The organism is Methylobacterium aquaticum, assembly GCF_016804325.1.
Taxonomy (GTDB): domain Bacteria; phylum Pseudomonadota; class Alphaproteobacteria; order Rhizobiales; family Beijerinckiaceae; genus Methylobacterium; species Methylobacterium aquaticum_C.
The window spans coordinates 2,089,377-2,113,090 of sequence record NZ_CP043627.1 but is presented as its reverse complement, the minus strand read 5'-3'; the positions used below and the strand labels follow the sequence as shown (position 1 = coordinate 2,113,090).

Genomic DNA, 23,714 nt, shown 5'->3' with positions numbered 1-23,714 from the left:
ATCATATGTAAGAACAGCGCCGCCCCTGTATACGAACGTCGCAACACCACTCCGCGTAAAATATTACCCGAGGTCAAATAACACGCTAATCCATAGTCGGGAGCGGGCGTTAACGGAAATGATACGGGCTTCGGCGAGAGATCGCAGGGTGACACCCTGGATATCTCCCATGTTCCGCTCCCGCAAAGCCGCCGCGCCAGCCCCCGTCGAGACTCCCGAGATGGTCGAGACACGTCTCGCCGGATTGGTCGAGCGGGCGGGGACGGCCGGTGCCGAGCTGGGAAGCGGCCGGTTGGCCGCCGCCCTCGGGCGCCTGGTCGAGCAGATGCGGGGCACCGCCGCCACGGATCTCGCCAACACCGCCCGCGTCGCCGCGGAGGCCTCGGAGGCCGCCACGGTGCTGGGCTGGATGACGCACGACGCCGGGGAGATCGCCGGGCAGACCCGCGCCATGGCGGCGGCGGTCGAGGAGGTCGCGGCCTCGACCCGGGAACTCGCCGGCCGCTCGCAGGCCAGCGCCGACGTCGCCGAGCAGGCGACCGGCGGGATCGCGGCCTGCGCGGCCGACATGCGCGAGGCGAGCCGCACCATGGCGGCGATCGAGACCCATGCCGGGCAGATCGAGCAGCGCCTGACCGGCTTCGAGGGCGCCGCCCTGCAGATCCAGGAGATGGCCGGCACGATCGAGGCGATCTCGAGCCAGACCAACCTCCTGGCGCTGAACGCGACGATCGAGGCGGCCCGGGCCGGCGAGGCCGGGCGCGGCTTCGCGGTCGTGGCCGCCGAGGTCAAGCAGCTCTCCGGCCAGACCGCCCGGGCCACCGAGCAGATCCGCGGCCGCCTGGCGGTGCTCCTCCAGGAACTCGCGGCGATCCAGGCCGCCGTCGCCGAGAGCCGGCAGGCCGTGGCGGGCGGCACCGCCGCGGTCGCCCGGGTCGAGGCCCGGGTGGCGCAGGAGGGTCAGGCCGTGGCCCGCTCGGCGGAAGGGATCCGGGCGCTCGCCGAGGTGCTGGGCCAGCAGGATGCGGCGACCGCCGAGATTTCCTCGAGCGTGCAGCAGGTCGCCGGCAAGGCTGAGAAGACCAGCACCGAGATCACCGGGCTGATGACGATCCTGGTGCGGGCCGAGACCGCGGCGCAGGAGGCCCTCAAGGCCGGTGCCGTCCGCGGCCTGCCGTCCTACGCCCTGGTGCGCCTGCCCGCGGATATGGGGATGTGGAAGCGCCGCCTCGCGGCGGCCCTGGTCGGGATCGGGCAGGTTTCCGCGGCCGTGCCGCCCTTCCGCGACGCCGCGGCGGATCTCGGCCTCGACCCGGCCGATCCCGCCACCGCGCGGCTCGTCGCGGCCGGCGCCGAGGCGCATCGCCACGCCGCGGCCATGGCCGAGGCGTTGGGGCGTGGCGACTGGGGCAGCGCGATCCCGGCCTTCCAGGCCTTCGAGGCCGCCGCCAAGGCGATGGTGGAGGCCGCCGAGGGCGCCCGTCGCTGACGGGCGCCAGGCCGGGCGGTTCGCAAATCGAGACTTCCGGGCGATCCTCGTGGGATCCGGGACGCGTCGCGCGTCCTGGGTCGAGGGAGGACCGGCCATGCTCTACGCCATCCTGTGCTACAAGGACGAGGACGTCGTCGCCGCCTGGAGCGCGGCGGAGGATGACGCGGTGATGCAGCGGCTCGGCGAGGTCCACGGGCGGCTGGAGCGCCGGGGCCAGCTCGGCCCGTCCTTGCGGCTCCTGCCGACCACCGCCGCCACGACGCTCCGCAAGGCGAGCGAGCCGCCCTTGGTGATCGACGGGCCCTTCGCCGAGACCAAGGAGCAGTTGCTCGGCTTCTACGTCGTCGACGTCGCCGACCTCGACGAGGCGTTGGAGATCGCCCGCGACCTCGCGAGCGCCAATCCCGGCGGCGCCTACGAGCTGCGCCCGGTCCTGCTCTACAATCCCGATCCCCGGGCCCCCTCGCCCGATCCCCGGCGGGCGTGACGGTGAGCGAGGCCTCGCCCGACGCCGCCTGGCTCGCCGCCGCCCTCGCGGCGGCGCGGCCGCGGGTGGTCTCGGCCCTGCTGCGGGTGTTTCGCGATCTCGACACCGCCGAGGAGGCCTTCCAGGAGGCCAGCCTGCGGGCCCTGCGCACCTGGCCCCGCACCGGCCCGCCGCGGGACGTGGCGGCCTGGCTGATCCTGGTCGGGCGCAACGCCGCCCTCGACGGCACGCGCCGCCGCGCCCGCCAGGCGCCGCTGCCGGCGGACGAGGTCCTGTCCGATCTCGACGACGCCGAGACGCCGATGGCCGAGGCGATCGACGGGCAGGCCTACCGGGACGATATCCTGCGACTGCTGTTCATCTGCTGCCATCCGGACCTGCCGGCGACGCAGCAGGTCGCGCTGGCGCTGCGCGTCGTGTCGGGGCTTCCCCTCGCGAAGATCGCCCGGGCCTTCCTGGTCTCGGACGTCGCGATGGAGCAGCGGCTCACCCGCGCCAAGGCCCGCATCGCCAAGAGCCCGGTGCCGTACGGGGCGCCGGGGCCGGCCGAGCGGGCGGAGCGTCTCTCTGCCGTCGCGGCGATGCTCTACCTCGTCTTCAATGCCGGCTACTCGGGCGCGACCGGCTCGGAGCGCGCCGCGCTGTGCGACGAGGCGATCCGCCTCGGCCGCCTGCTCCTGCGGCTGTTTCCCACCGACCCGGAGGTGATGGGGTTGCTGGCCCTGATGCTGCTCCAGCATGCCCGCTCGCCGGCCCGCTTCGACGCCGACGGCGAGATCGTCCTGCTGGAGGATCAGGATCGCGGGCTCTGGCGCCAGGCGATGATCGCCGAGGGGCTGGCGCTGGTCGACAAGGCGATGCGCCACGTCACGCCCGGTCCCTACCAGGTCCAGGCGGCCATCGCCGCCCTGCATGCCCGCGCCGCGCACCCCCACGAGACCGACTGGGCCGGGATCGACGCGCTCTACGCGGCGCTGGAACGGATGCAGCCCTCGCCGGTCGTGACCCTCAACCGCGCCGTCGCCACCGCCAAGGTCGCCGGCCCGGCGGCCGGGCTCGCGCTGGTCGAGCCCCTGGCCGGGGCGCTCCAGGGCTACTTCCATTTTCACGGCCTGCGCGGCGCCCTGCTGATGCAGCTCGGCCGGAATGCGCAGGCACGGGAGGCGATGGGCCGGGCGATCGCCCTCGCCGGCACCCCGGCGGAAGCCGCCCATATCCGCCGGCATCTCGACCGGCTCACCGGCGACGATTCCTGACATCGCGAAAAAATCCGAGCCGGGCTGTCGGGGATCGGCGCCGCCGCCCGTCCTTGCCAGCGAGGCCGTATCGATGACCGGCCCATCCGAGGAGAGGACCCGATGAGCGACGACACCTCCAACCACCCGTCCGACGCGACCGCCCCGGTGAAGGGCGGCCTCGTCACCTACCTGACGGTGGATGGCGCCCTGAAGGCGGCCGAGTTCTACACCCGCGCCTTCGGCGCCGAGATGGTCGCCGCCCTGCCGGCGGACGAGCAGGGACGGACCTGCCACGTCCATCTCCACGTCAACGGCTCCTCGCTGATGCTGAGCGACGCCTACCCGGAGCACGGCCACCCGCTTCAGCCGCCCCAGAGCTTCACCCTGACCCTGATGGTCGAGGATATCGACGCCCGCTACGCCCGCGCCGTCGAGGCCGGCGCCACCGCGATGATGCCGCCGGCCGAGATGTTCTGGGGCGACCGCTACGGCCAGCTGCGCGACCCCTTCGGGGTGGTCTGGGCCATGAATCAGCAAAAGAACCAGCAGAACAGCTGACGCCGCCGATGGGACCGGCCACGGCCGGTCCCCTGCCCTCTCGCCAGCGAGCGCCCCATGACCGATCCGACCGGACGCGACCTCGTCCTCACCCGCCTGATCCCCGCCCCGGCAGCCGCGCTCTACCGCGCCTGGACCGAGCCGGACCTGATCAGGCAGTGGTTCGCCCCCAAACCCTTCACGGTCGCGGCGGCCGAGACGGAGCTTTTCCCCGGCGGCACGACCCGCATCGTCATGCGGGGCCCGGACGGCAGCGAGTTCGCCAGCAGCGGCGTCTATCTCGAACTGGTCGAGAATGCCCGCATCGTCTTCACCGACGCCTATACGAAAGCCTGGGAGCCGGCGGCGAAACCGTTCTTCACCGGCATCGTCACCTTCGCGCCCGAGGGCGGGGGCACGCGCTACACCGCGCTCGCCCGGCACTGGAGTGCGGAGGATCGCGCCGCCCACGAGGCGATGGGTTTTCACGATGGCTGGGGCCGCTGCGCCGACCAGCTCGCCGATCTCGCCGCCCGGCTGTGACGGGAGACACGACCATGGCCCATGTCAGCACGTGCTTATGGTTCGCGCGCGACGCCGAGGAGGCGGTGGCGACCTACGTGTCCCTCGTCCCGGGCTCGCGGATCGGGTCGATCCTGCGTGCCCCGGGCCCCTGGCCCGGGGGCGAGCCCGGCGCCGCGATCCTGGTGAGCTTCACCCTCGGCGGGCAGAGCTTCCAGGCCCTGAACGGCGGCATGACGGCCGAGTACGGCACCGCCGCCTCGATCGCCGTCGCCTGCCCGGACCAGGACGCGGTCGACCGCCTGTGGGACGGGCTGCTCGCGGGGGGCGGCAGCGAGATCCAGTGCGGCTGGCTGCGCGACCGCTGGGGCGTGCCCTGGCAGATCGTGCCGGAAATCCTGCCGCGCCTGCTCGCCGACCCGGACCCTGCCGTCGCCGCCCGGGTGTTTGCGGCGATGCAAGGCATGGTCCGGATCGACGTGGCGGCGCTGGAGCGGGCGGCGGCCCGGGAGTGAGGGGGAGTGCGCTTCGGGGGCATGCTTGCGCAAGGTCGCCTATCCCATCAGAAATGATAGGCGACATCCTACCCTTCCACCTCATCCTGAGGTGTCAGTCCATCAACGATGGACTGACCTCGAAGGAGGCCTCCAGAAGCCTCGGCGATCCCTGGAGCCCTCCTTCGAGGTCAGCCGATTTTCAATCGGCTAACACCTCAGGATGAGGTTAGAGGGTAGGATGATCCCGTCTGCCTCAAGTCTTTGGTAGAAAACCCTGCTCGAACAGGCTCTCAGGATGAGGTCGCGGGTGGGATGTAAAATTTCCCCGCGTCCTTGGATTATCAATCGAGCGGCCCGTCATGCCTCTCGCTCGCACCAATACACAAAGGTCCGATACGGAAACGTCACCTCGTCCCGCCCGGCCAGTTCCGGCGTGCGGGTCATCAAGTCGCGCACGTCCTGCGCCACCCGCGCCCGCTCCGCCTCCGGCAACGCCGCGATGAAGCTCACCGACAGGGTACGGTCGAGGATCACCTGCTCGGGCGTGCCGGTATGGCCGTGCGGAAACGACGCCTCGTGCAGGGGCCCGAAGCCCTCGGCCGGAAACAGGGTCCGCCATGCCCCGGTATGGTAGCGCGGCGCGTCGCCCTCGTGGGCGTTCATGATCGCCGTCAGCTCCCTCACCCAGGCGGTGTCCTCGTCGCGGACGTTCCAGACCAGGCCGAGGCGGCCGCCGACCCTGAGCACCCGGCGGATCTCGGCCAACGCCGCCGTCGTCGAGAACCAGTGGAAGGCCTGGGCGCAGAGGAGGGCGTCGAGGTTCCCCTCCTGGAGCGGCATCGCCTCGGCGGAGCCGGCGAGCGCCGTCACGCCGGGAAGCGACGCGGCGAGCCGCGCCCGCATCGCATCGACCGGCTCGATCGCCGTCACGGCGGCGCCGGTGGCGGCCAGCAATCCGGTGAACTTGCCGGTCCCGGCGCCGAGATCGGCGACCGTCCGGCCGGGTCCCAGGCGCAAGGTCTCGCGCAGCCAGGCGCCCAGGGCCGCCGGGTAGTCGGGCCGGCCGCGGGAGTAGGTCTCGGCGCTCGAGGCAAAGCCGGTCGCAGCCGCCGGGTGCAGATCGCTCATGCCGTGCGTCCTCCTCCGCTCAACGAAGCCAGCCCTTGAGCCGCCGCACCGCCTCCTGCGCCTGGGCCTCGCCGCCGGCGAAGGACAGGCGCAGATGGTGGGCGCCGGCCTCCGGGTCGAAATCGAGGCCGGGCGTCGCCGCGACGCCGGCCTCGTCGAGCATGCGGCGGCAGAAGCCGATCGAGTCGTTGGTGAGCCGGGCGACGTCGGCATAGAGGTAGAAGGCGCCGTCGGCCGGATGCACGTCGCCGAGGCCGATCGCCGGCAACTCGTTCAGCAGCAGCGCCCGGGCCCGGGCGTAGTCGGCCTTCACCCCTTCCAGCTCCTCGGTGGCGTCGAAGGCGGCCAGAGCCGCGACCTGCGACAGGTAGGGCGCCGAGATGTAGAGGTTCTGCGCCAGCCGCTCGATCGGCCGCACCAGGGCGTCCGGCACCACCATCCAGCCGATGCGCCAGCCGGTCATGCAATAGTATTTCGAGAACGAGTTGATCACGACCGCGTCCGGATCGACGGCGAGCGCGGTCGCGGCAGGCTGGCCGTAGGTCAGGCCGTGATAGATCTCGTCCGAGATGAAGCGCAGGTTCATCTCGCGGCAGGCCTGAGCCAGGGACCGAAGACCCGCCTCGTCGATCATCGTGCCCGACGGGTTGGCCGGGCTCATCACCAGCAACCCGGAAAGCGGCGAGACGGCGTGGGCGGCCCGAAGGCTAGCGGCCGTCGGCACGAAGCCGTCCTCGGCCCGCAGGGTCAGGCCCACCGGTTCGAGGTCCACGGCCTGGAGCACCGAGCGATAGGCCGGGTAGCCGGGTGCGGCGATGGCGACGCGCCCGCCGGCATCGAACAGGCTGAGAAAAGCGAGCACGAAGCCCGCCGAGGAGCCGGTGGTGACGACGACCCGCTCCGGCGCCACCGCGACCCCGTAGGCCTCGGCGTAGTGGCGGGCGATGCGCTCGCGCAGGGGGGCGATGCCGAGCGCCTCGGTATAGGGGATGCGGCCCGAGACCAGCGCCGCTTGCGCCGCCGCGATGGCGGATCGCGGCGCCGGGGCCGAGGGCTGGCCGACCTCCATGTGGACCACGCTGTCGCCCTGCCGCTCGCGCCGGGCCGCGGCGGCGAGCACGTCCATCGCCAGGAAGGGCGCGACGCGGGCGGCGCGGCGGGAGACGAGAGAAGCGGGATCGGACATGACGGACCTTGGAACATGGTACGGGTGCGCCCCCGCACATAGCGGGGTTTGCCGGAGATTGCGCCCCGCGGCCCGCACCAAGCGTGATTTGACAAGGCCGCCGCGAAACCGCCTAACCCGCAGGCCACGAAGCGCGCCAGGATTGTGCGCCACCGACGGTGGACGACCCCGATGAGGACGACGATGCTGCCCCTGCCCCGCCTTCTGCCCGCCCTCGCCCTCGCGGGCCTCGTCGCCGCGGTTGCCCCGACGCAGGCGCAGTCGCCGACCACCACCCCGGCAGCGCCCGCGCCGGCCGCCCCTGCAGCGGCGACCCCGATGGGCGATGCCCAGCGCCAGGCGATCGAGACCGTGGTGCGCGACTACCTGATGAAGAACCCGGAAATCCTCCAGGAGGCGATGGCCGAGCTGGAGAAGCGCCAGCAGGAGGCCCAGAAGGTCGCCCAGGCCAGCGCCCTGAAGGAAACCCGCGACACCCTGCACAACTCGCCGCACGGCTTCGTCGCCGGCAACCCGAACGGCGACGTCACGGTGGTCGAGTTCTTCGATTACAATTGCGGCTACTGCAAGCGGGCGCTCGCCGACCTCCAGACCCTGATCAAGGGCGACCCGAAGCTGAAGGTGGTCCTGCGCGACTTCCCCGTGCTCGGGCCCGATTCGCTCGAGGCCAGCAAGGTCGCGCTCGCCGCCAAGCAGCAGCTCAAGGGCGACAAGCTGTTCGACTACCACACCCGCCTGCTCGAGAGCCGCGGCCGGGTGAACGGCGAGCGGGCGATCGCGGTGGCGAAGGAAATGGGCCTCGACGTCGCCAAGCTCCAGAAGGACATGCAGGCCCCCGACATCCAGGCGGCCCTGCAGGAGAATGTGGGCCTGGGCGACAAGCTCGGCCTGTCGGGCACCCCGGCCTTCATCATCGGCGACGAGATCATCCCGGGCGCCGTCGGCGTCGAGCCGATCCGCAAGACGGTGGCCGGCGTGCGTCAGTGCGGCCACGCCACCTGCTGACGCCGAGCCTTCCCGCTTGCCCGTCGCGCCGGCGCCACTATCGCGCGCCGGCCGCATGGTCTATGAGGCCCGCCGATCGCCCGCCGGACATCCCGACGCCCCCGCGTCGTCCGCGCGTCGCCCCGGTGGGCCTGCCCCGCCCTCATCACGATTGTCGAAGACCCGCCCGTGCCCTCCAACAACAAGCATGATCCCTTCGACCCCGAGCTCGTCCGCGAGCTCGCGACCCTGATCGCCGAGACCGATCTCAGCGAGATCGAGGTCGAGAAGGGCGACCTGCGCATCCGCGTCGCCCGCGAGCGCATCGTGCAGCAGGTGCAGGTTCCGGTGGCCGCCGTCGCCCCGGCGCTGCCTGCCGCCGCGATCCCCGCCGCCGCCCCGGCCCTCACCGCCGAATCCGACCCGAAGGCGCTCGCCGCCCATCCGGGCGCGGTGCTCTCGCCGATGGTCGGCACCGCCTACCGCAAGCCGTCGCCGGAGGCGAAGACCTTCGTCGAGGTCGGCTCGCGGGTCGAGAGCGGCGCCCGGGTGCTGCTCGTCGAGGCGATGAAGACCTTCAACGACATCGTGGCGCCGCGCGCCGGCACCGTGACGGCAATCTTCATCGAGGACGGTCAGCCGGTCGAGTTCGGCGAGCCGCTCCTCCTGATCGAGTAATCGCTCAGCGGACGGCGCGTCGTCCGCTTCGTTTTCTGGTCTGCCGCAGGTTTTGATCGCAAAACCGGCGGCCATTGTTGCGAAACCTGCTCGGGCCCCCATGTTCGACAAGATCCTGATCGCGAACCGGGGCGAGATCGCGCTCCGGATCCTGCGGGCCGCCAAGGAGCTCGGCATCGCGACGGTGGCGGTGCATTCCACCGCCGATGCCGACGCCATGCACGTGCGCCTCGCCGACGAGAGCGTGTGCATCGGCCCGCCGCCGGCCCGCGACAGCTACCTCAACATCCCGTCGATCATCGCCGCCTGCGAGATCACCGGCGCCGACGCGGTGCATCCGGGCTACGGCTTCCTGTCGGAGAATGCGCGCTTCGCCGAGGTGCTCAACCACCACGGCATCGGCTTCATCGGCCCGAAGGCCGAGCACATCCGGATCATGGGCGACAAGATCGAGGCCAAGCGCACCGCCAAGCGCCTCGGCATCCCCTGCGTGCCGGGCTCCGAGGGCGGCGTCACCGACACCGACGAGGCCAAGCGCATCGCCGCCGATATCGGCTACCCGGTGCTGATCAAGGCGGCCTCCGGCGGCGGCGGCCGCGGCATGAAGGTCGCCCGCAGCGAGGCCGACATCGAGAACGCCTTGATGACCGCCCGCACCGAAGCCAAGGCGGCCTTCGGCGACGACGCGGTCTACATCGAGAAGTATCTCGAGAAGCCGCGCCACATCGAGGTGCAGGTGCTCGGCGACGGCCGCGGCAACGCCATCCACCTCGCCGAGCGCGATTGCTCGCTCCAGCGCCGGCACCAGAAGGTGTGGGAGGAAGGCCCCTCCCCGGCGCTGAACGCCGAGATGCGCGAGCAGATCGGCGGCACGGTCGCCCGGGCGATGCAGGAACTCGGCTATCTCGGCGCCGGCACGATCGAGTTCCTCTACGAGGACGGGCAGTTCTACTTCATCGAGATGAACACTCGTATTCAGGTGGAGCATCCCGTTACCGAGATGATCACCGGGATCGACCTCGTCAACGAGCAGATCCGGGTGGCGGCGGGCGCGCCCCTGTCGGTGCGCCAGGAGGACGTGCGGGTCGAGGGCCACGCCATCGAGTGCCGGATCAACGCCGAGCATCCGGCGACCTTCCGGCCCTCGCCGGGCACGATCACCTATTTCCACCCGCCCGGGGGCCTCGGCGTGCGGGTCGATTCGGCCGCCTTCCAGGGCTACCGCATCCCGCCGCACTACGATTCGCTGATGGGCAAGCTCATCGTCCACGGCCGCACCCGCAACGAGTGCCTGATGCGCCTGCGCCGGGCGCTGGACGAGTTCGTAGTCGCCGGCGTCGACACGACGCTGCCGCTGTTCCGCACCCTGGTGCGCAACGCCGACATCCAGAACGGCCTCTACGACATCCACTGGCTCGAGGAATTCCTCAAGACCGGCGGGCTTGAGATCGCCTGAGGGCGGCAGACGGGATCGGACCATCGACAGGGGCGCCGCGAGGCGCCCCTTTTTCGTGCCCGGCTGCGGCATCGCAGCAATCGATGACGCGCGAGCTTCTTGGGCGCGCAAGATTTTTGCGGCAGCGCGGAACGCCATGACGTTTCGTCAGTTTTCCCGCCAAGAACGGCCGACACGACCGAGACGATCCCTGCGTTAGTCGGGGACCCACCTCAGTCGAGGCCGTCTCGTCACAATCCGACATTCGAAAGAGACCGACGATGCGCGTCATCAAGCTCGCCGCCATGGCTGCCCTGCTGGCTACCCCCGCCCTCGCCCAGGCGCCGGCCTATCAGGGCCCGGTCCTGCCGAACCCGGCCGCCTCGATCATCGACCCGCTCTCCACCGGCAGCGTGGCGAATCCCTACCGCCCGGCCCGCGTCGGCGGCGTCGGCACCAGCACCCTGGCGACCGACATCGACCCGGCGACGGGCGGCAACGCGGCGATGCCGGAGCGGATGAACCCGAATCTCGGCAACACCTCGGGCGGTCCGCTCGTGCGCCCGTAACGAGCGACACGGGCGGCGACGGTCGTCCCGCTCCCACGACGAACGGTCCGCGGCTCACGGCCGCGGGCCGTTTTTCGTCCGTCGGCCGCCCGCCCCCACTCTTTGCCTCGGCCCGGCCATGAGGGAGAATGGCACCCCCGCGCCCTCGGCTCGCGCCCGGAACCCTGGTCGATGCACGGCAGCCTGAACGTCGAGATCACCGCCGAGATCCTGCTCAAGGCCTATGCGGCCGGCATCTTCCCGATGGCGGAGGATGCGGACGACCCGACCCTGTACTGGGTCGAGCCGAAGGAGCGGGGCATCCTGCCCCTCGACCGGTTCCACCTCGGGAGCCGCCTCGCCCGCACGGTGCGCAACGGCGACTTCGAGGTGGTGACCGACCGCGATTTCGACGCGGTGATCGAGGGCTGCGCCGCGCCGCGCCGCGACAGCGACCGCACCTGGATCAATGCCCGCATCCGCGCCCTCTACGGCGAATTGTTCGATCTCGGCCATTGCCACACCGTCGAGGTCTATGCCGGCGAGCCGCGGACCCTGGTCGGCGGCCTCTACGGCGTCTCCCTCGGCGCGGCCTTCTTCGGCGAGAGCATGTTCCACCTCGCCCGGGACGCCTCGAAGGTGGCGCTCGTCCATCTCGCCGCCCGGCTGAAGCGCGGCGGCTACACCCTGCTCGACGCGCAGTTCGTCACCAGCCACCTCTCCCAGTTCGGCGCCGAGGAGGTGCCGCGCCACGTCTACAAGACGATGCTGCGCGACGCGATCGACCGGCCGGCGCAATGGGACAGCGCCGCCCTCACCGGGCCGGAGGCGGTCGCGGCCCTGCTCGGGCCCTGAGCCGGAGCGACGGCTTCCGCTCTGGCCACCCAAGTCGAAGCCGACCACCCAAGTCGAAGCCATAGCCAAGTCGAGCATCCAGGAAAATTCGGCAATCGCAATTGCCACCCCGACCCTTCCGCCACGTTCGCACGCCGCCGGAATGTTGCAGCCTCGTCACTGTGGTCGCGGTTCGTACGCCGATCCTGCCGCGATACTTCCTGAGAGCGCCCTGTGACCTTCGCCGGGATTGCGGCGGAACGGTGAAGCTCGCTATCTCTCCTGAACTTCGCAGTGCCGTGCGGCGCCGCACAGACGATTCGGGTTCGGGGAGTGTTACGGCCATGGTGGCGTCGCGCTGGGGACTTCTGGTCACGACCGCTCTGGTCTCGGCCGCGCTGATCGCGCCGGCGGGCGCGCAGGGCACCATCGCCCTCGAGACGATCGACGTCGTGCCGGTGACGCCGGTCGGCGGCGCGGGCGGCACCCGCAGCACCGGCGAGCGGATCGACGGCGGCGCCCTGCCGCTGGCCAAGGTGCCGTTCACCGTCGAGACCGTGACGGCGAAGAAGCTCGAACAGGACCGCGCCACCCTCGACCCGACCTTCACGCTCGCCCGCACGACGCCCGGCGTGAACCTGTCCGACGGCCAGGGCAACAGCTTCCGCCAGACCCTGACCTATCGCGGCTTCGACGCCTCGCCGCTGCTCGGCGCGCCGCAGGGGCTGGCCGTCTACCAGAACGGCACCCGCATCAACGAGGCCTTCGGCGACGTGGTGAACTGGGACCTGATTCCCCAGGTCGCGATCAACCGCATCGACATCGTCACCGGCAACCCGATCTTCGGTCTCAACGCGCTCGGCGGCGCGGTCAACATCGAGATGAAGAACGGCTTCACCTGGCAGGGCAAGGAAGTCTCGGTGATGGGCGGCTCCGACGGCCGCATCCTCGGCACCCTGCAATACGGCGAGGTGATCGGCCCCTGGAGCTTCTACTTCGCCGGCGAGGGGCTGCGCGATGCCGGCTGGCGCTACCAGTCGCCCTCGGAGATCGGCCGAGTCTACGCCGATATCGGCCACCGCTCCCTCGATTCCGAGTTCCACATCATCGCCTCGGGCGCCAAGACCTATTTCGGCGCCGCCGCCGCCGCGCCGGTCGACTTCACCCGCGACAACGAGCGGGCGATCTTCACCTATCCGCAATCGATCGACACCGCGGTCGGCCAGATCCAGGTCACCGGCAAGGTCAACGTGTCGCCGACCTGGGACCTGTCGGGCAACGCCTATGTCCGCCGCTTCAGCCAGTATGTGATCGACGGCAACGACGGCAACTTCGAGAATTGCTCGTCGCGCTCGAACTTCCGCGGCAACCTCTGCTTCGAGGATGACGGCTTCTCGGCCGCGCCGGGCCAGACCCAGGCGCAGTTCCGCAACCAGTTCCTGATCCTGGGTCCCCGCAACCAGCAGATCCCGTTCCGGGCCGGCATCCCCTACGGCACGGTCGACACCGTGCGGACCGAGGCGACGGGCTATGGCGGCTCGCTCCAGGCCACCAACCGCGACCGGATCTTCGACCGCCCGAACACCTTCATCGTCGGCGGCAGCATCGACGTCGCGAGCTACGGGTTCAAGTCGGGCAGCACGCTCGGCGTCATCAATCCCGACCTGAGCGTCACGACGAACCCGAACAACCCGACCTACGGCAACATCCCGGGCCTCGGCATCGGGCCGATCCGCACCGCCGGCGCCCTCGGCATCGCGCCGAGCTCGGTCACCGGCTCGAACCTCTATATGGGCCTCTACGCCCTCGACACGTTCGACGTCACCGACCGGCTGTCGCTCACCGCCGGCGCCCGGCTGAACTTCGCCCGGATCTCGACCCAGGACCTGACCGGCTTCTCGCCCGACGTCACCGGCACCCACTACTTCAGCCGCATCAACCCTGTCGCCGGCCTGACCTACCGGGTCTACGACTGGCTGAGCGTCTATGGCGGCTATTCCGAGTCGAACCGGGCGCCAACGCCGCTCGAACTCGCCTGCGCCAACCCGAACCGGCCCTGCCTGCTGCCGAACTCGCTGGTCGCCGACCCGCCGCTCCGCCAGGTTGAGGCCCGCACCTACGAGGTCGGCATCCGCGGCTCGGTGCCGAACTTCTACGAGGGCGGCCTGCTCACCTACAAGCTCGGCGCCTTCCGCACCGACCTGACCAACGACATCCTCCAGGTCGCGGTGCCGGGCAACGCGGCGCGCGGCTACTTCGTGAACGTGCCGGCGACGCAGCGCCAGGGCATCGAGGTCGCGGCCGAGTACACCACCGGACGCCTGAGCCTCTACGCCAACTACGCGCTGATCGACGCCACCTTCCAGTTCCGCGGCGACCTGTCCTCGCCCAACAACCCGCTCGCCGAGGACGGCCTCATCTCGGTGCGCCCGGGCAACAAGCTGCCGCTGGTGCCCGACCACCAGATCAAGGCCGGCTTCGACTACGCCATCACGCCGCAATGGCGCTTCGGCATGAACATGCAGGCGTTCTCCTCGTCCTATTTCCGCGGCGACGAGTCGAACATCAACCGCAAGCTGCCGGCCTACTTCACCGCCAACCTGAACACCAGCTTCCAGCTGACGCCGACCGTGCAGGTCTTCGGCCTGGTGACCAACCTGTTCAACAACCGCTACGCCAATTTCGGCACCTTCCTGGAGCGCAGCGACGACTTCGCCGGCCGCTACGTGCTGAACGACCCGCGGACGACCACCCTGGTGCAGCCGCTCTCGGTCTATGGCGGCGTGCGGATGACCTGGTAGGCGGCTCCCCGGCCGCCGGTTGACACGGGCCCGCGGCGGGGTTCGTGTCGCGCCGAGCCCGTCCGTCGACACCTTCGGGACCGGATGGCGCGGGATCCCCTCTCCCGGGTGGGAGAGGGGGTTCTGCGCTTTTCCGGTCGCCCGCAGCCTGCCGCATCGCGGCTTTCCCCCGCTCCCCCGAGAGCCCGTTGCGCCCGACCCCGCCCCCCGCTGCCGAGCCCGCCGCCCGCCGGCTCCTGCCCGCCCTCTGGTCCGGCCGCCCGATGCGGGCGCGGCTGATGGTGGTCGTCGTCCTCATCAATCTGGTGGCGGCGGCGATCTCGGGCGCGGTCATCATCCACAAGGCGCGCACCGCCACCGAGGTCGAGACCGCGGCCTCGCTGGCGGTGGTCGAGCCGCTGGTGGCCGAGACCCTGCAGGCGCTGCAGGATGCGCCGCTCCCGGGCCTGTTCCGCACCCTGTCCTACCGCTTCCAGGGCCTGCGCCACGTCCGGGTGACCCTGCTCGACGCCGCGAGCCAGCCGGTGGCCGCCGGCCCGCGGCGGGAGGGCACGCGGCGGGCGCCGCACTGGTTCGCCGCCCTGATTGCCCCGCCGGCACAAACCCACGAGGTGCCGCTGGTGCTGCGCGGCGCCCGCATCGGCACCGCGCTGGTCACCGCCGAGCCCTCGGACGAGATCGACGAGGTCTGGGGCTACGCCCTGGCGCTCGGCCTCACCGGCCTCGCCCTGAGCCTCGCCATGCTGGCGATCCTCCATGTCGCCTTCGGCCGGATCCTGAGCCCGCTCGCCCAGCTCGCCGCCGGCCTGACCCGGCTGGAGCAGCAGGATTACGACGCCCGGGTCGACCGGCCCGACACCCGCGAGCTCGCGGTGATCGCGACGAGGTTCAACCGCCTCGCCGGAGTGCTCGGCGCGGCGCGGGCGGCCAACCTCCGGCTCCATCGCCGCGTCATGACCGCCGAGGAGGACGAGCGCCGGCGCACCGCGCTCGAACTCCACGACGAGTTCGGCCCGTGCCTGTTCGCCATGGAGGCCAATTCCTCCTCGATCGCCCGCATCGCCGCAACCCTCGACGAGCCGGCCCGCAGCCGCCTGACCCAGCGCACCGACGACATCGCGGCGATCGTCACGCGGGTCCAGACCATCAACCGGGCGCTCCTCAACCGCCTGCGCCCGGCCGGCCTCGGCCAGGTGCCGCTCGCCCGCTGCCTCGAGCTCCTGGTGCGCGAGACGGCGCGGCACCATCCCGAGGTCGCGATCGAGGGCCGCTTCGAGCACCTCGAGTCCGGCTACGGCGACCTCGTCGACCTGACCGTGTATCGCTGCGTGCAGGAGGGGCTGACCAACGCGCTGCGCCATGCCGGGGCGTCGCGGGTGACGGTGGCGGTCGCCGGGCGGGAGGGCAGCCTGCGCCTTGCCGTCGACGACGACGGGAGCGGCGTGGCGGCGGATCAGGCCGAGCGAGACGGCGAGGGCGAGGGACGCGGGCTTGCCGGGATGCGCGAGCGGGTCGAGGCGTTGGGCGGCCGCCTCGCGCTGGTGCCGCGCGAGCCCGGCACCTCCCTGCGGATCGTGCTCCCGGCCGGAACGCCCGAGGAGGAGGCCGCGTGACCCGCGTCGTCATCGTCGACGATCACCCGATCGTGCTCCAGGGTGCCCGGCGCCTGCTCGAGGATGCGGGCGCCGAGGTATGGGGGGCCGCCTGCCTGCCCCGCGGCTACCGCGCGATCCTGCGCCACCGGCCCGGGGTGGCGGTGATCGACCTGACGTTCCCGGGCCGGGAACTCGCCGGCCTCGCGCTGGTCGGCCGGGTGCGCAAGCGGGTGCCGGCCACCCGCGTGCTGGTGTTCAGCATGCATGCCGACCCGGCGATCGTCGCCCGCGCGCTCGCCGCAGGCGCCATCGGCTACGTGCTCAAGGACGCGCCGGCCGGCGACCTGGTGCGGGCCTACGAGCAGGTCCGGATCGGGCGGCCCTATCTCGACGGACGGCTCGCCACCGAGGTCGCCCTGCTCCAGGCCGATCCGCGCCGCTCCCTGCTGGGTACGCTCACCGCCCGCGAGCGCCGTATCCTGGCCCTGCTGGCGGAGGGACGGGGCTACGCGGCGATCGCCGAGGATCTGTCGGTCAGCTACAAGACCGTGACCAATTCCTGCGCGGCCCTGCGCCAGCGCCTCGGCGTGGCGACGCTGACCGAGCTGACGCATTTTGCGGTGCGGCACGTGACCGACCTGCGGTGAGGCTTCGGGTTCGGGGCAGTTCGGTCGCGGCGGCTCACGCCCGGGCGACGGCAAGACGAGTTCGCGTCGATAGCGCGCACCCGTCCATGGCAGCCGCCCATTCGTCCGATCGCCGGGGCACGACCGTCGGCAGAGCCGTCGGACGTCGGACCACCGTGACCTGCTTGACGGATGGTACCCCGCAGGCCTCATCCGACCGTCAGCGATTTTCACGAATAGTTAGACATTTCGTTTAACGACCGCCGTGCAGATTGTTCCCTTCCGGCAGGCGGCTTTGAAACTGATCAGCAAGATCGCAGCTGCGAGCGTTGCCGCGAACCTCGTCATCCTGGTGACGGCGGCGGTGACCGGGAGCCGGATGTCGCGGCTCTACGAGGCGGAGTTCTTCTCGTTCCACCGGCACCAAAGCCAGTCGATCCTCGACGCCCAGATCCGCAGCGACGTCTGGGACGGCTACGGCGCCGCGGTGACCGATACCGCCCGCGAGATCGCCCAGGGCGAGACTGCGCGCGCGATCGTCGCCGAAAAGGCGGGGACGCCCGATCGTCTGGCCGCCGAATGGTCGCGCGGCGCGGTGTCGAGCGGCAAGGTCGTCCTGCTCGGGCTGACCCTGGTCGACGCAAAAGGCGCCAGGATCGCCGAGCGCTGGGCGGAGCGGCCTTCTGCGGTGCCCGCCAGCCTCGCCGAAGCCGTGGCGAAACGCGAGGGGCGCGACCGCTTCCAGGTTCTGCGAACGGTCTGGCTCGACGACGGGCGCCCGCGCCTGACGGTGTCGGTGCCGATCGGCGGCCTGCGGCTCGCTGGCTACGCGATGCTGCACACCGACCCGATGCCGGCCTTTGCGGGCCTCGAGACGGCAGTCGGCATGGCCCTCGACGTCACCAGCCTGTCGGGTGAGACGCTCCTTTCGGCAAGCGGTGGGGCCGCGAGCGCACCGGGCCAGACGATCCACGACCTCGTTGCCAAGGGGCCGGACGGCGCCGTGGTCGCCACCATCCGGGCTCGCGCGGATACCAGCGGCCTCCAGGGGCAACTGGATGCCATCGCGACCCGCACCTTCGCGATCTTCGGCGGCGTATGCGGCCTCGTCGCCCTGCTCACCGGAGCGGCGATCCTGATGCTGGTCCGGGTCGCGGCCCGCGAGGGTGCGACGGAGGCCCAGCAGGCCACCCAGCAGGAGCGCGACCGGGATGCGTCGGCGCGGATCGAGCGGGAGCGGAAGGCGGAGATCCTCCGCGCCCAGGAGCGCGAGGCCGAGATGCAGTCCCTGGCCGGCACGATCGAAACCAGCGTGCGCCGAGCCACGGGGGAATGCGCCCGCAGCGCGGAGGCGGTCGCAGCGGAATGCGCCCGGCTGGCGGAGCAATCGGACCGGGCCCGGGCCGAGGCCGGCGACGCGGAAAACCTGTGCGCCTCGTCCCTGGCCACGGCGCGGGCGGTCGCGGCAGCCGGCGAGCAATTCCGCACTTCGATCGGCCTGATCGCCGACAAGTCCGCCGCGGCGGCCGACCGTACCGGCGACGTGGTCGCGCTGACGGAGCAGGCCCGTGACCGGATCGGGCAGCTGGAGCGGGCGAGCGGGGAGATCGGTCAGGTCGTTCGCCTGATCGGGGCGATCTCGCAGCAGACCAACCTGCTGGCGCTCAACGCCACGATCGAGGCGGCCCGGGCCGGGGAGGCCGGCCGCGGCTTCGCGGTGGTGGCCGCCGAGGTGAAGGCACTGGCGAGCCAGACCGGTCGCGCCGCCGAGGACATCGTCGGGCGCATCGGTGCGATCCAGGAGGGGACCGGGGCCGCGGTGACCGCGATCGGCGAGGTCGCGGCCGCGATCGGCGAGGTCGACGGCACCTTCCGCAGCATCGCGGCCGCGTTCGACGAGCAGGGCGAGGTGATCGCCCAGATCACCCGCAGCGCCGAGGACGCGCTGGCGGCGAGCCGCGGCCTGTCCGGCAACATCGCGGGCCTCGGCCGGACGATCGAGGCCTTCGATCACGGCTCCCGCACCTCCCTGGCCTCGATGCACGATCTCACGGGCGCGATGACGACCCTCGACCGCGAGGTCGGCGACCTCGTCCTGCGCCTCAAGTCGGCGTGACGCTTCCCCTGCACCGCGATCCCCGCTCGGCCCATCCCCCCTCTGCCACGCCGCCCATGGAGTTTCCGATGACGACCCGCCGCCTCGCCTTTCTCGGCCTGCTCCTCTGCGCCGCCCTGCCGGCCTATGCCGACGCCCCCTTGCAGGTATCGGGCGCCACCACCGTCGACGCCCAGAAGATCCTGGCGCTCGTCGAGGCCAAGCCGGATCTCGCGATCATCGACACCCGTCGCGCCGAGGACTTCAATGCAGGCCATCTCGACGGCGCCGTCCGCCTGCTCGACACCGACGTGACCGCGGACGCCCTCGGCGGAATCGTCAAGACGAAGGCCGCGCCGGTCCTGTTCTACTGCAACGGCACGAAATGTGGCCGGGCCGCGAAGGCGACCGAGACCGCGATCGGCCTCGGCTACAGCCAGGTCTACTACTACGCCCTCGGCATGGAAGAGTGGAACAAGCTCAGCCTGCCTCTCGCGAAGTGACAGCCGGCCGATACGAAGTCCGGTGGGAGTCCTTCCGGACGTCGTATGACGGCCCTACAGCGCCTCGCCCCGCATCAGCCGCGGCTGCCGGCCCCGCAAGCCCGCGGCCTCGCGGATGAACAGCCGCTTCAAGCCCGGAAGGCGGTCGACCAGGCCGAGGCCGAGGTCGCGGGCGAGGCGGACCGGCAGGGCATCGTTGGAGAACAGGCGGTTGAGGCCATCGGTGGCAGCCCCCATCGCCAGCGTGTCGAAGCGCCGGCCGCGCTCGTAGGTCTCCAGCGCCTCCGGCCCGCCCGGATCGAGGCCGAGGCGCATCGTATCGGCGAGCGCCTCCGCCAGGGCGGCGGCGCTGCGCAGGCCCAGATTCAGGCCCTGGCCGGCGATAGGGTGGATGACGTGGGCGGCGTCGCCCAGCAGCAGCAGGCGCCGGGCACCGAAGCGCCGGGCGATGCCGAAGGAGAGCGGATAGGCCCGGAGCGGCGATTCGAGGGCGAGGCGGCCGAGGCCCAGGCCGAAGCGCCGCTCGACCTCCAGCAGGGCCTCCTCGGGCCCGCCGCCGAGGAGAGCGGCCACGTCCGCCTGCCGCTCGGTCCAGACGATCGAGGAGCGATGCCCGAGCGATCCCCCGGGGGGAAGCGGCAGCACCGCGAAGGGGCCGGAGGGCAGGAAGTGCTCGATCGCCCTCCCCTCGTGGTCGCGCTCATGCGCCACCGTGGCGACGATGCCCGATTGCGGATAGGACCAGCCGACCCAGCCGATGCCCGCGGCCTCGCGCAGGCGCGAGCGGGCACCGTCCGCCGCCACGACGAGGTCGGCCCGGATCGTCCGGCCGTCCGGCAGGCGCGCGGTGATCGTGTCGGTCTCCGGCACGGCGGCCGCAACGGGGCTTGCCTCCAGCACCACGCCCGCGGCGACGGCGGCGTCACGCAACGCCGCGAGCAGGCCGCCGCCCTCGATCATGTGGGCGAAGGGCTCGCCCTCCGCCACCTCGCCCTCGAAGGTCAGGAAGGTCGGCCGCACCGGGTCGGCGAGGCGGCTGTCGGTGATGACCATCTCGCGGATCGGCTGGGCGCTGGGGAGCACCGCGTCCCACACGCCGAGGCGTTCCAGCATCCGCCGGGCCGCCGCCGCCACCGCGTAGGCACGCAGGTCCCGCGGAGGATCCGCGCGGCCGAAGGCCGGATCGCAGACCGTGACCCGCACGGCCTGGCCCAGGCCCTGGCGCAGGGCGAGCGCCAGGGCCAGCCCCGGCAAGCCTCCGCCCGCGATCACGATCTCCCGCGCCGATCCCCGCAACCCGCTCACGCCGTCACCCTGCGCCATCTCGTGATCGCCCGCTGCTCGTCCGTTGGGCACGGCTCATAGCATAGTGCAGGCGCTTGGCGTCGCTTGACGGCGCGCATCGGCCTGCGTCAGCTACGCGCCCCTCCACCAGCCCGGAACTCGTCCCTTGCGCGCGGTCGCCGACCTCCTCGACATCCTCGACCTGGAGCCGCTGGAGCAGAACCTCTTCCGGGGTCGCTCGCCGAAGGATCGCTGGCAGCGGGTCTTCGGCGGCCAGGTGATCGGCCAGGCGCTGGTCGCCGCGACCCGGACGGTGCCGCCGGAACGCCGGCCGCACTCGCTCCACGCCTATTTCCTGCTCGGCGGCGACCCCAGGGTGCCGATCGTCTACGAGGTCGACCGCATCCGCGACGGCCGCAGCTTCACCACGCGGCGGGTGGTGGCGATCCAGCACGGGCGGCCGATCTTCTCGATGTCGGCCTCCTACCACGTCGAGGAGCCGGGCTTCGACCACCAGGCCACGATGCCGGCGGTGCCGATGCCCGAGGACCTGCCGGGCGAGGGCGCGCTCAAGGCCTCGATGCTGCCGCGGATGCCCGAGCCGGTGCGGGCCTATTTCGAGCGTGAGCGGCCGATCGAGCTGCGCCCGGTCGAGCTGTCCCGCTACGCCTCGCGCGAGCCGGGCCCGGCGCGGTTCCACGTCTGGATCCGGGCGACCTCGCCCCTGCCGGACGATCCGGCGATCCACCGGGCGGTGCTCGCCTACGCCTCCGACATGACGCTGCTCGACACCTCGCTCGGCCCCCACGGCCGCACGGTGTTCGAGAGCGAGATCCAGCCCGCGAGCCTCGACCACGCCCTGTGGTTCCACCGGCCGTTCCGGGCCGACGAGTGGTTGCTCTACGCCCAGGACAGCCCGAGCGCGTCAGGGGGCTGCGGCTTCTCCCGCGGGCTGATCTTCACCCGCGACGGCACCCTCGTGGCCTCGGTCGCGCAGGAGGGCATGATCCGCGAGAAGCGGGTGCCCGTCGAGCCGGAGGCCTGAGGCGACCTGCTGCCATTTTGAGCGATTGCCGCTTATTTCATCGGCATTGCCGCCGGGAGCGGCTTCAATATCCGCAATCGGCCCAGGAACCGGGCAGCTTGTCCGTAGGTCTGCGGCCCGATCGTGGCACGTTCCTTGATTGATGCCTTTCGAGACCGGCGCCGGAGCCCAACGGGTTCGCCTTGAGGCACCGGTTCACGCCTCGCCCGGCTCGTCCGGGCGGGCGGGCGGACGCCAAATCGAAAGGGGGCTCGTCCCATGAAGATCGTCATGGCCATCATCAAGCCGTTCAAGCTGGAAGAGGTCCGCGATGCCCTCACCAGCATCGGCGTGCACGGCCTGACCGTGACCGAAGTGAAGGGCTACGGCCGGCAGAAGGGGCATACCGAGATCTATCGCGGGGCCGAGTACGCGGTCAGCTTCCTGCCCAAGCTCAAGATCGAGGTCGCGGTCGCCGTCGACCTCGTCTCGAACGTCGTCGACACCATCGCGGCCGCCGCCCGCACCGGCCAGATCGGCGACGGCAAGATCTTCGTGATGCCGCTCGAGAAGGCCGTGCGCATCCGCACCGGCGAGACCGACGTCGACGCCCTCTGAGGCCCGCGGGCGGGGCCGGTTCCCGTGCCCCGCCGCCCCCTTCCCGTCATTGCCCTTGACCCCATCGGGAGTTCCTCTTCCATGAAGCTTCGCAACGTCCTGGCTCTGGGCCTGGGAGGCGCCGCGCTGGCGCTCCTCCTGGTGGAGCCGTCCCTGGCGCAGACGCCGACCGTCGAGGCGCCGACGGCGGCCGCCGCGGCGGCGGCGCCGGTGCCCAACAAGGGCGACACCGCCTGGATGCTGATCTCGTCCGCGCTGGTGCTGATGATGTCGATCCCGGGCCTCGCCCTGTTCTACGGCGGCCTCGTCCGCACCAAGAACATGCTGTCGCTGCTGACCCAGGTCTTCGCCATCGTCAGCCTCGCCTGCATCGTCTGGGTGTTCTTCGGCTACAGCCTCGCCTTCACCAATGGCGGCGGCCTCAACGACTTCGTCGGCGGCTTCTCGAAGGCGTTCCTGCGCGGCGTCGACGCCAACTCGGTCGTGGCGACCTTCTCGAACGGCGTCGTCATCCCCGAATACGTCTACATCTGCTTCCAGATGACGTTCGCGATGATCACCCCGGCGCTGATCGTCGGCGCCTTCGCCGAGCGCATGAAATTCTCGGCCTTGATGCTGTTCTGCCTGCTGTGGCTGATCTTCATCTACTTCCCGATGGCCCACATGGTCTGGTACTGGGGCGGCCCGGACGCGGTCGGCAACGCCGCCAAGGCGCTGGCCGCGGCCACCGACGAGGCCTCCAAGAAGGCGGCCCAGGACGCGCTCGACGCGGTCAATGCCGATGCCGGCATGCTGTTCAAGTGGGGCGCCCTCGACTTCGCGGGCGGCACCGTGGTGCACATCAACGCGGGCATCGCCGGCATCGTCGGCTGCCTGATGATCGGCAAGCGCATCGGCTACGGCCGCGACCTGCTCGCCCCGCACTCGCTGACCATGACGATGATCGGCGCCTCGCTGCTGTGGGTCGGCTGGTTCGGCTTCAACGCCGGCTCCAACCTCGAGGCCAACGGCTCGGCGGCGCTCGCGATGATCAACACCTTCGTGGCCACCGCCGCGGCCGGCCTGTCCTGGCTCCTCGTCGAGTGGGCCGCCAAGGGCAAGCCTTCGCTGCTCGGCATGCTCTCGGGCGCGGTCGCCGGCCTCGTCGCCGTCACCCCGGCCTGCGGCTTCGCCGGCCCGATGGGCTGCATCGTGCTCGGCCTCGTCGCCGGCGCCGTCTGCTTCGTGATGTGCTCGACCGTCAAGAACGCGCTCGGCTACGACGACTCCCTCGACGTCTTCGGCGTGCACTGCGTCGGCGGCATCCTGGGTGCGCTCGCCACCGGCATCCTGGTCAACCCGGCTCTCGGCGGCGTCGGCGCCCCCGACTACGCCGCGAAGCCCGGCGAGCTGGTGGCCGCGGCCTACGAGTTCGGCCCGGCCTTCCTGGCCCAGGCCAAGGCGGTCGGCTTCACGATCATCTGGTCGGGCGTCGGCTCGGCGATCCTCTACAAGATCGTCGACGTGGTGGTCGGCCTGCGCGTGACGCAGGACGAGGAGCGCGAGGGCCTCGACCTCGCCGATCACGGCGAGCGGGCCTACAACTACTGAGACCTTCGCGGG

Annotated in this window: 22 protein-coding genes; 19 read left to right on the top strand and 3 right to left on the bottom strand. The window is 71.3% G+C overall.

What is annotated here, in order from left to right; translation table 11 throughout:
* Positions 1-169: 169 nt before the first annotated feature.
* From F1D61_RS09415 to F1D61_RS09390, 6 genes are all read left to right on the top strand, one after another.
* On the top strand, positions 170-1,489 hold the full coding sequence (locus F1D61_RS09415; protein ID WP_203157615.1) for a methyl-accepting chemotaxis protein: 1,320 nt from the start codon (positions 170-172) through the stop codon (positions 1,487-1,489).
* A gap of 97 nt (positions 1,490-1,586) precedes the next feature.
* Complete coding sequence (locus tag F1D61_RS09410; protein WP_203157614.1) at positions 1,587-1,979, top strand: YciI family protein; 393 nt, start codon at positions 1,587-1,589, stop codon at positions 1,977-1,979.
* Complete coding sequence (locus tag F1D61_RS09405; protein WP_432443234.1) at positions 1,976-3,235, top strand: RNA polymerase sigma factor; 1,260 nt, start codon at positions 1,976-1,978, stop codon at positions 3,233-3,235. The genes F1D61_RS09410 and F1D61_RS09405 overlap by 4 nt, the downstream gene beginning before the upstream one ends.
* A 102-nt stretch (positions 3,236-3,337) precedes the next feature.
* Positions 3,338-3,775: a VOC family protein gene (locus tag F1D61_RS09400; RefSeq protein ID WP_203157613.1), complete on the top strand. Its 438-nt coding sequence runs from the start codon at positions 3,338-3,340 to the stop codon at positions 3,773-3,775.
* A gap of 57 nt (positions 3,776-3,832) precedes the next feature.
* Entirely contained in the window at positions 3,833-4,297 is a 465-nt protein-coding gene (locus F1D61_RS09395; protein WP_203157612.1) for an SRPBCC family protein, read from the top strand.
* A 14-nt stretch (positions 4,298-4,311) separates the two neighbouring features.
* Positions 4,312-4,791 (top strand): VOC family protein, encoded by a 480-nt coding sequence (locus tag F1D61_RS09390; RefSeq protein ID WP_203157611.1) that lies wholly within the window; start codon positions 4,312-4,314, stop codon positions 4,789-4,791.
* A gap of 339 nt (positions 4,792-5,130) precedes the next feature.
* Here F1D61_RS09390 and F1D61_RS09385 read toward each other — a convergent pair whose 3' ends face one another.
* Positions 5,131-5,901 carry a class I SAM-dependent methyltransferase gene (locus tag F1D61_RS09385; protein WP_203157610.1) on the bottom strand — a complete coding sequence of 257 codons (771 nt, stop codon included), beginning with the start codon at positions 5,899-5,901 and terminating at the stop codon, positions 5,131-5,133.
* Between the two features lie 19 nt (positions 5,902-5,920).
* Complete coding sequence (locus F1D61_RS09380) at positions 5,921-7,087, bottom strand: pyridoxal phosphate-dependent aminotransferase (RefSeq protein ID WP_203157609.1); 1,167 nt, start codon at positions 7,085-7,087, stop codon at positions 5,921-5,923.
* A gap of 183 nt (positions 7,088-7,270) precedes the next feature.
* Here F1D61_RS09380 and F1D61_RS09375 point away from each other — a divergent pair, with 183 nt between their 5' ends.
* From F1D61_RS09375 to F1D61_RS09330, 10 genes are all read left to right on the top strand, one after another.
* Positions 7,271-8,092 carry a DsbA family protein gene (locus F1D61_RS09375; protein WP_203158987.1) on the top strand — a complete coding sequence of 274 codons (822 nt, stop codon included), beginning with the start codon at positions 7,271-7,273 and terminating at the stop codon, positions 8,090-8,092.
* 168 nt (positions 8,093-8,260) lie between these two features.
* The gene (gene accB / locus F1D61_RS09370) at positions 8,261-8,749 is read left to right on the top strand and encodes an acetyl-CoA carboxylase biotin carboxyl carrier protein (protein ID WP_203157608.1); all 489 of its coding nucleotides are present in this window, start codon (positions 8,261-8,263) and stop codon (positions 8,747-8,749) included.
* A 100-nt stretch (positions 8,750-8,849) separates the two neighbouring features.
* A complete protein-coding gene (accC, locus tag F1D61_RS09365) occupies positions 8,850-10,205 on the top strand; it encodes an acetyl-CoA carboxylase biotin carboxylase subunit (RefSeq protein ID WP_203157607.1) in 1,356 nt (451 codons plus the stop codon).
* Positions 10,206-10,465: 260 nt separating this feature from the next.
* Positions 10,466-10,753: a hypothetical protein gene (locus F1D61_RS09360; protein WP_203157606.1), complete on the top strand. Its 288-nt coding sequence runs from the start codon at positions 10,466-10,468 to the stop codon at positions 10,751-10,753.
* Between the two features lie 171 nt (positions 10,754-10,924).
* The gene (gene aat / locus F1D61_RS09355; protein WP_203157605.1) at positions 10,925-11,587 is read left to right on the top strand and encodes a leucyl/phenylalanyl-tRNA--protein transferase; all 663 of its coding nucleotides are present in this window, start codon (positions 10,925-10,927) and stop codon (positions 11,585-11,587) included.
* 323 nt (positions 11,588-11,910) lie between these two features.
* A complete protein-coding gene (locus F1D61_RS09350) occupies positions 11,911-14,367 on the top strand; it encodes a TonB-dependent receptor (protein WP_203157604.1) in 2,457 nt (818 codons plus the stop codon).
* Between the two features lie 263 nt (positions 14,368-14,630).
* Positions 14,631-15,980, top strand: coding sequence for an ATP-binding protein (locus F1D61_RS09345; RefSeq protein ID WP_203158986.1), 1,350 nt, complete (start codon positions 14,631-14,633; stop codon positions 15,978-15,980).
* Positions 15,977-16,609 (top strand): response regulator, encoded by a 633-nt coding sequence (locus F1D61_RS09340; protein WP_203157603.1) that lies wholly within the window; start codon positions 15,977-15,979, stop codon positions 16,607-16,609. The genes F1D61_RS09345 and F1D61_RS09340 overlap by 4 nt, the downstream gene beginning before the upstream one ends.
* A gap of 274 nt (positions 16,610-16,883) precedes the next feature.
* The gene (locus F1D61_RS09335) at positions 16,884-18,704 is read left to right on the top strand and encodes a methyl-accepting chemotaxis protein (protein ID WP_203157602.1); all 1,821 of its coding nucleotides are present in this window, start codon (positions 16,884-16,886) and stop codon (positions 18,702-18,704) included.
* Between the two features lie 68 nt (positions 18,705-18,772).
* The gene (locus F1D61_RS09330; RefSeq protein ID WP_203157601.1) at positions 18,773-19,186 is read left to right on the top strand and encodes a rhodanese-like domain-containing protein; all 414 of its coding nucleotides are present in this window, start codon (positions 18,773-18,775) and stop codon (positions 19,184-19,186) included.
* 54 nt (positions 19,187-19,240) lie between these two features.
* On the opposite strand, the gene F1D61_RS09325 is transcribed toward F1D61_RS09330, so the two are convergent.
* Complete coding sequence (locus F1D61_RS09325) at positions 19,241-20,509, bottom strand: FAD-dependent monooxygenase (RefSeq protein WP_203157600.1); 1,269 nt, start codon at positions 20,507-20,509, stop codon at positions 19,241-19,243.
* A 127-nt stretch (positions 20,510-20,636) separates the two neighbouring features.
* Between F1D61_RS09325 and tesB the strand changes: the two genes are divergently transcribed.
* From tesB to F1D61_RS09310, 3 genes are all read left to right on the top strand, one after another.
* Positions 20,637-21,515, top strand: coding sequence for an acyl-CoA thioesterase II (gene tesB, locus F1D61_RS09320; protein WP_203157599.1), 879 nt, complete (start codon positions 20,637-20,639; stop codon positions 21,513-21,515).
* A 258-nt stretch (positions 21,516-21,773) separates the two neighbouring features.
* Entirely contained in the window at positions 21,774-22,112 is a 339-nt protein-coding gene (locus F1D61_RS09315) for a P-II family nitrogen regulator (RefSeq protein ID WP_048450383.1), read from the top strand.
* An 81-nt stretch (positions 22,113-22,193) separates the two neighbouring features.
* Positions 22,194-23,702, top strand: a complete 1,509-nt coding sequence (locus tag F1D61_RS09310) for an ammonium transporter (RefSeq protein WP_203157598.1) — start codon at positions 22,194-22,196, stop codon at positions 23,700-23,702.
* Positions 23,703-23,714: the final 12 nt, after the last annotated feature.

Bases quoted from the DNA above. Each gene is read 5' to 3' on its own strand.
- aat (WP_203157605.1), top strand. From the start codon at position 10,925: ATGCACGGCAGCCTGAACGTCGAGATCACCGCCGAGATCCTGCTCAAG.
- F1D61_RS09330 (WP_203157601.1), top strand. From the start codon at position 18,773: ATGACGACCCGCCGCCTCGCCTTTCTCGGCCTGCTCCTCTGCGCCGCC.
- F1D61_RS09360 (WP_203157606.1), top strand. From the start codon at position 10,466: ATGCGCGTCATCAAGCTCGCCGCCATGGCTGCCCTGCTGGCTACCCCC.
- F1D61_RS09395 (WP_203157612.1), top strand. From the start codon at position 3,833: ATGACCGATCCGACCGGACGCGACCTCGTCCTCACCCGCCTGATCCCC.
- F1D61_RS09375 (WP_203158987.1), top strand. From the start codon at position 7,271: ATGCTGCCCCTGCCCCGCCTTCTGCCCGCCCTCGCCCTCGCGGGCCTC.
- F1D61_RS09385 (WP_203157610.1), bottom strand. From the start codon at position 5,901: ATGAGCGATCTGCACCCGGCGGCTGCGACCGGCTTTGCCTCGAGCGCC.
- accC (WP_203157607.1), top strand. From the start codon at position 8,850: ATGTTCGACAAGATCCTGATCGCGAACCGGGGCGAGATCGCGCTCCGG.
- F1D61_RS09345 (WP_203158986.1), top strand. From the start codon at position 14,631: ATGCGGGCGCGGCTGATGGTGGTCGTCGTCCTCATCAATCTGGTGGCG.
- F1D61_RS09325 (WP_203157600.1), bottom strand. From the start codon at position 20,509: ATGGCGCAGGGTGACGGCGTGAGCGGGTTGCGGGGATCGGCGCGGGAG.
- F1D61_RS09400 (WP_203157613.1), top strand. From the start codon at position 3,338: ATGAGCGACGACACCTCCAACCACCCGTCCGACGCGACCGCCCCGGTG.
- F1D61_RS09380 (WP_203157609.1), bottom strand. From the start codon at position 7,087: ATGTCCGATCCCGCTTCTCTCGTCTCCCGCCGCGCCGCCCGCGTCGCG.
- F1D61_RS09410 (WP_203157614.1), top strand. From the start codon at position 1,587: ATGCTCTACGCCATCCTGTGCTACAAGGACGAGGACGTCGTCGCCGCC.
- F1D61_RS09310 (WP_203157598.1), top strand. From the start codon at position 22,194: ATGAAGCTTCGCAACGTCCTGGCTCTGGGCCTGGGAGGCGCCGCGCTG.
- F1D61_RS09315 (WP_048450383.1), top strand. From the start codon at position 21,774: ATGAAGATCGTCATGGCCATCATCAAGCCGTTCAAGCTGGAAGAGGTC.
- F1D61_RS09415 (WP_203157615.1), top strand. From the start codon at position 170: ATGTTCCGCTCCCGCAAAGCCGCCGCGCCAGCCCCCGTCGAGACTCCC.
- F1D61_RS09350 (WP_203157604.1), top strand. From the start codon at position 11,911: ATGGTGGCGTCGCGCTGGGGACTTCTGGTCACGACCGCTCTGGTCTCG.
- F1D61_RS09390 (WP_203157611.1), top strand. From the start codon at position 4,312: ATGGCCCATGTCAGCACGTGCTTATGGTTCGCGCGCGACGCCGAGGAG.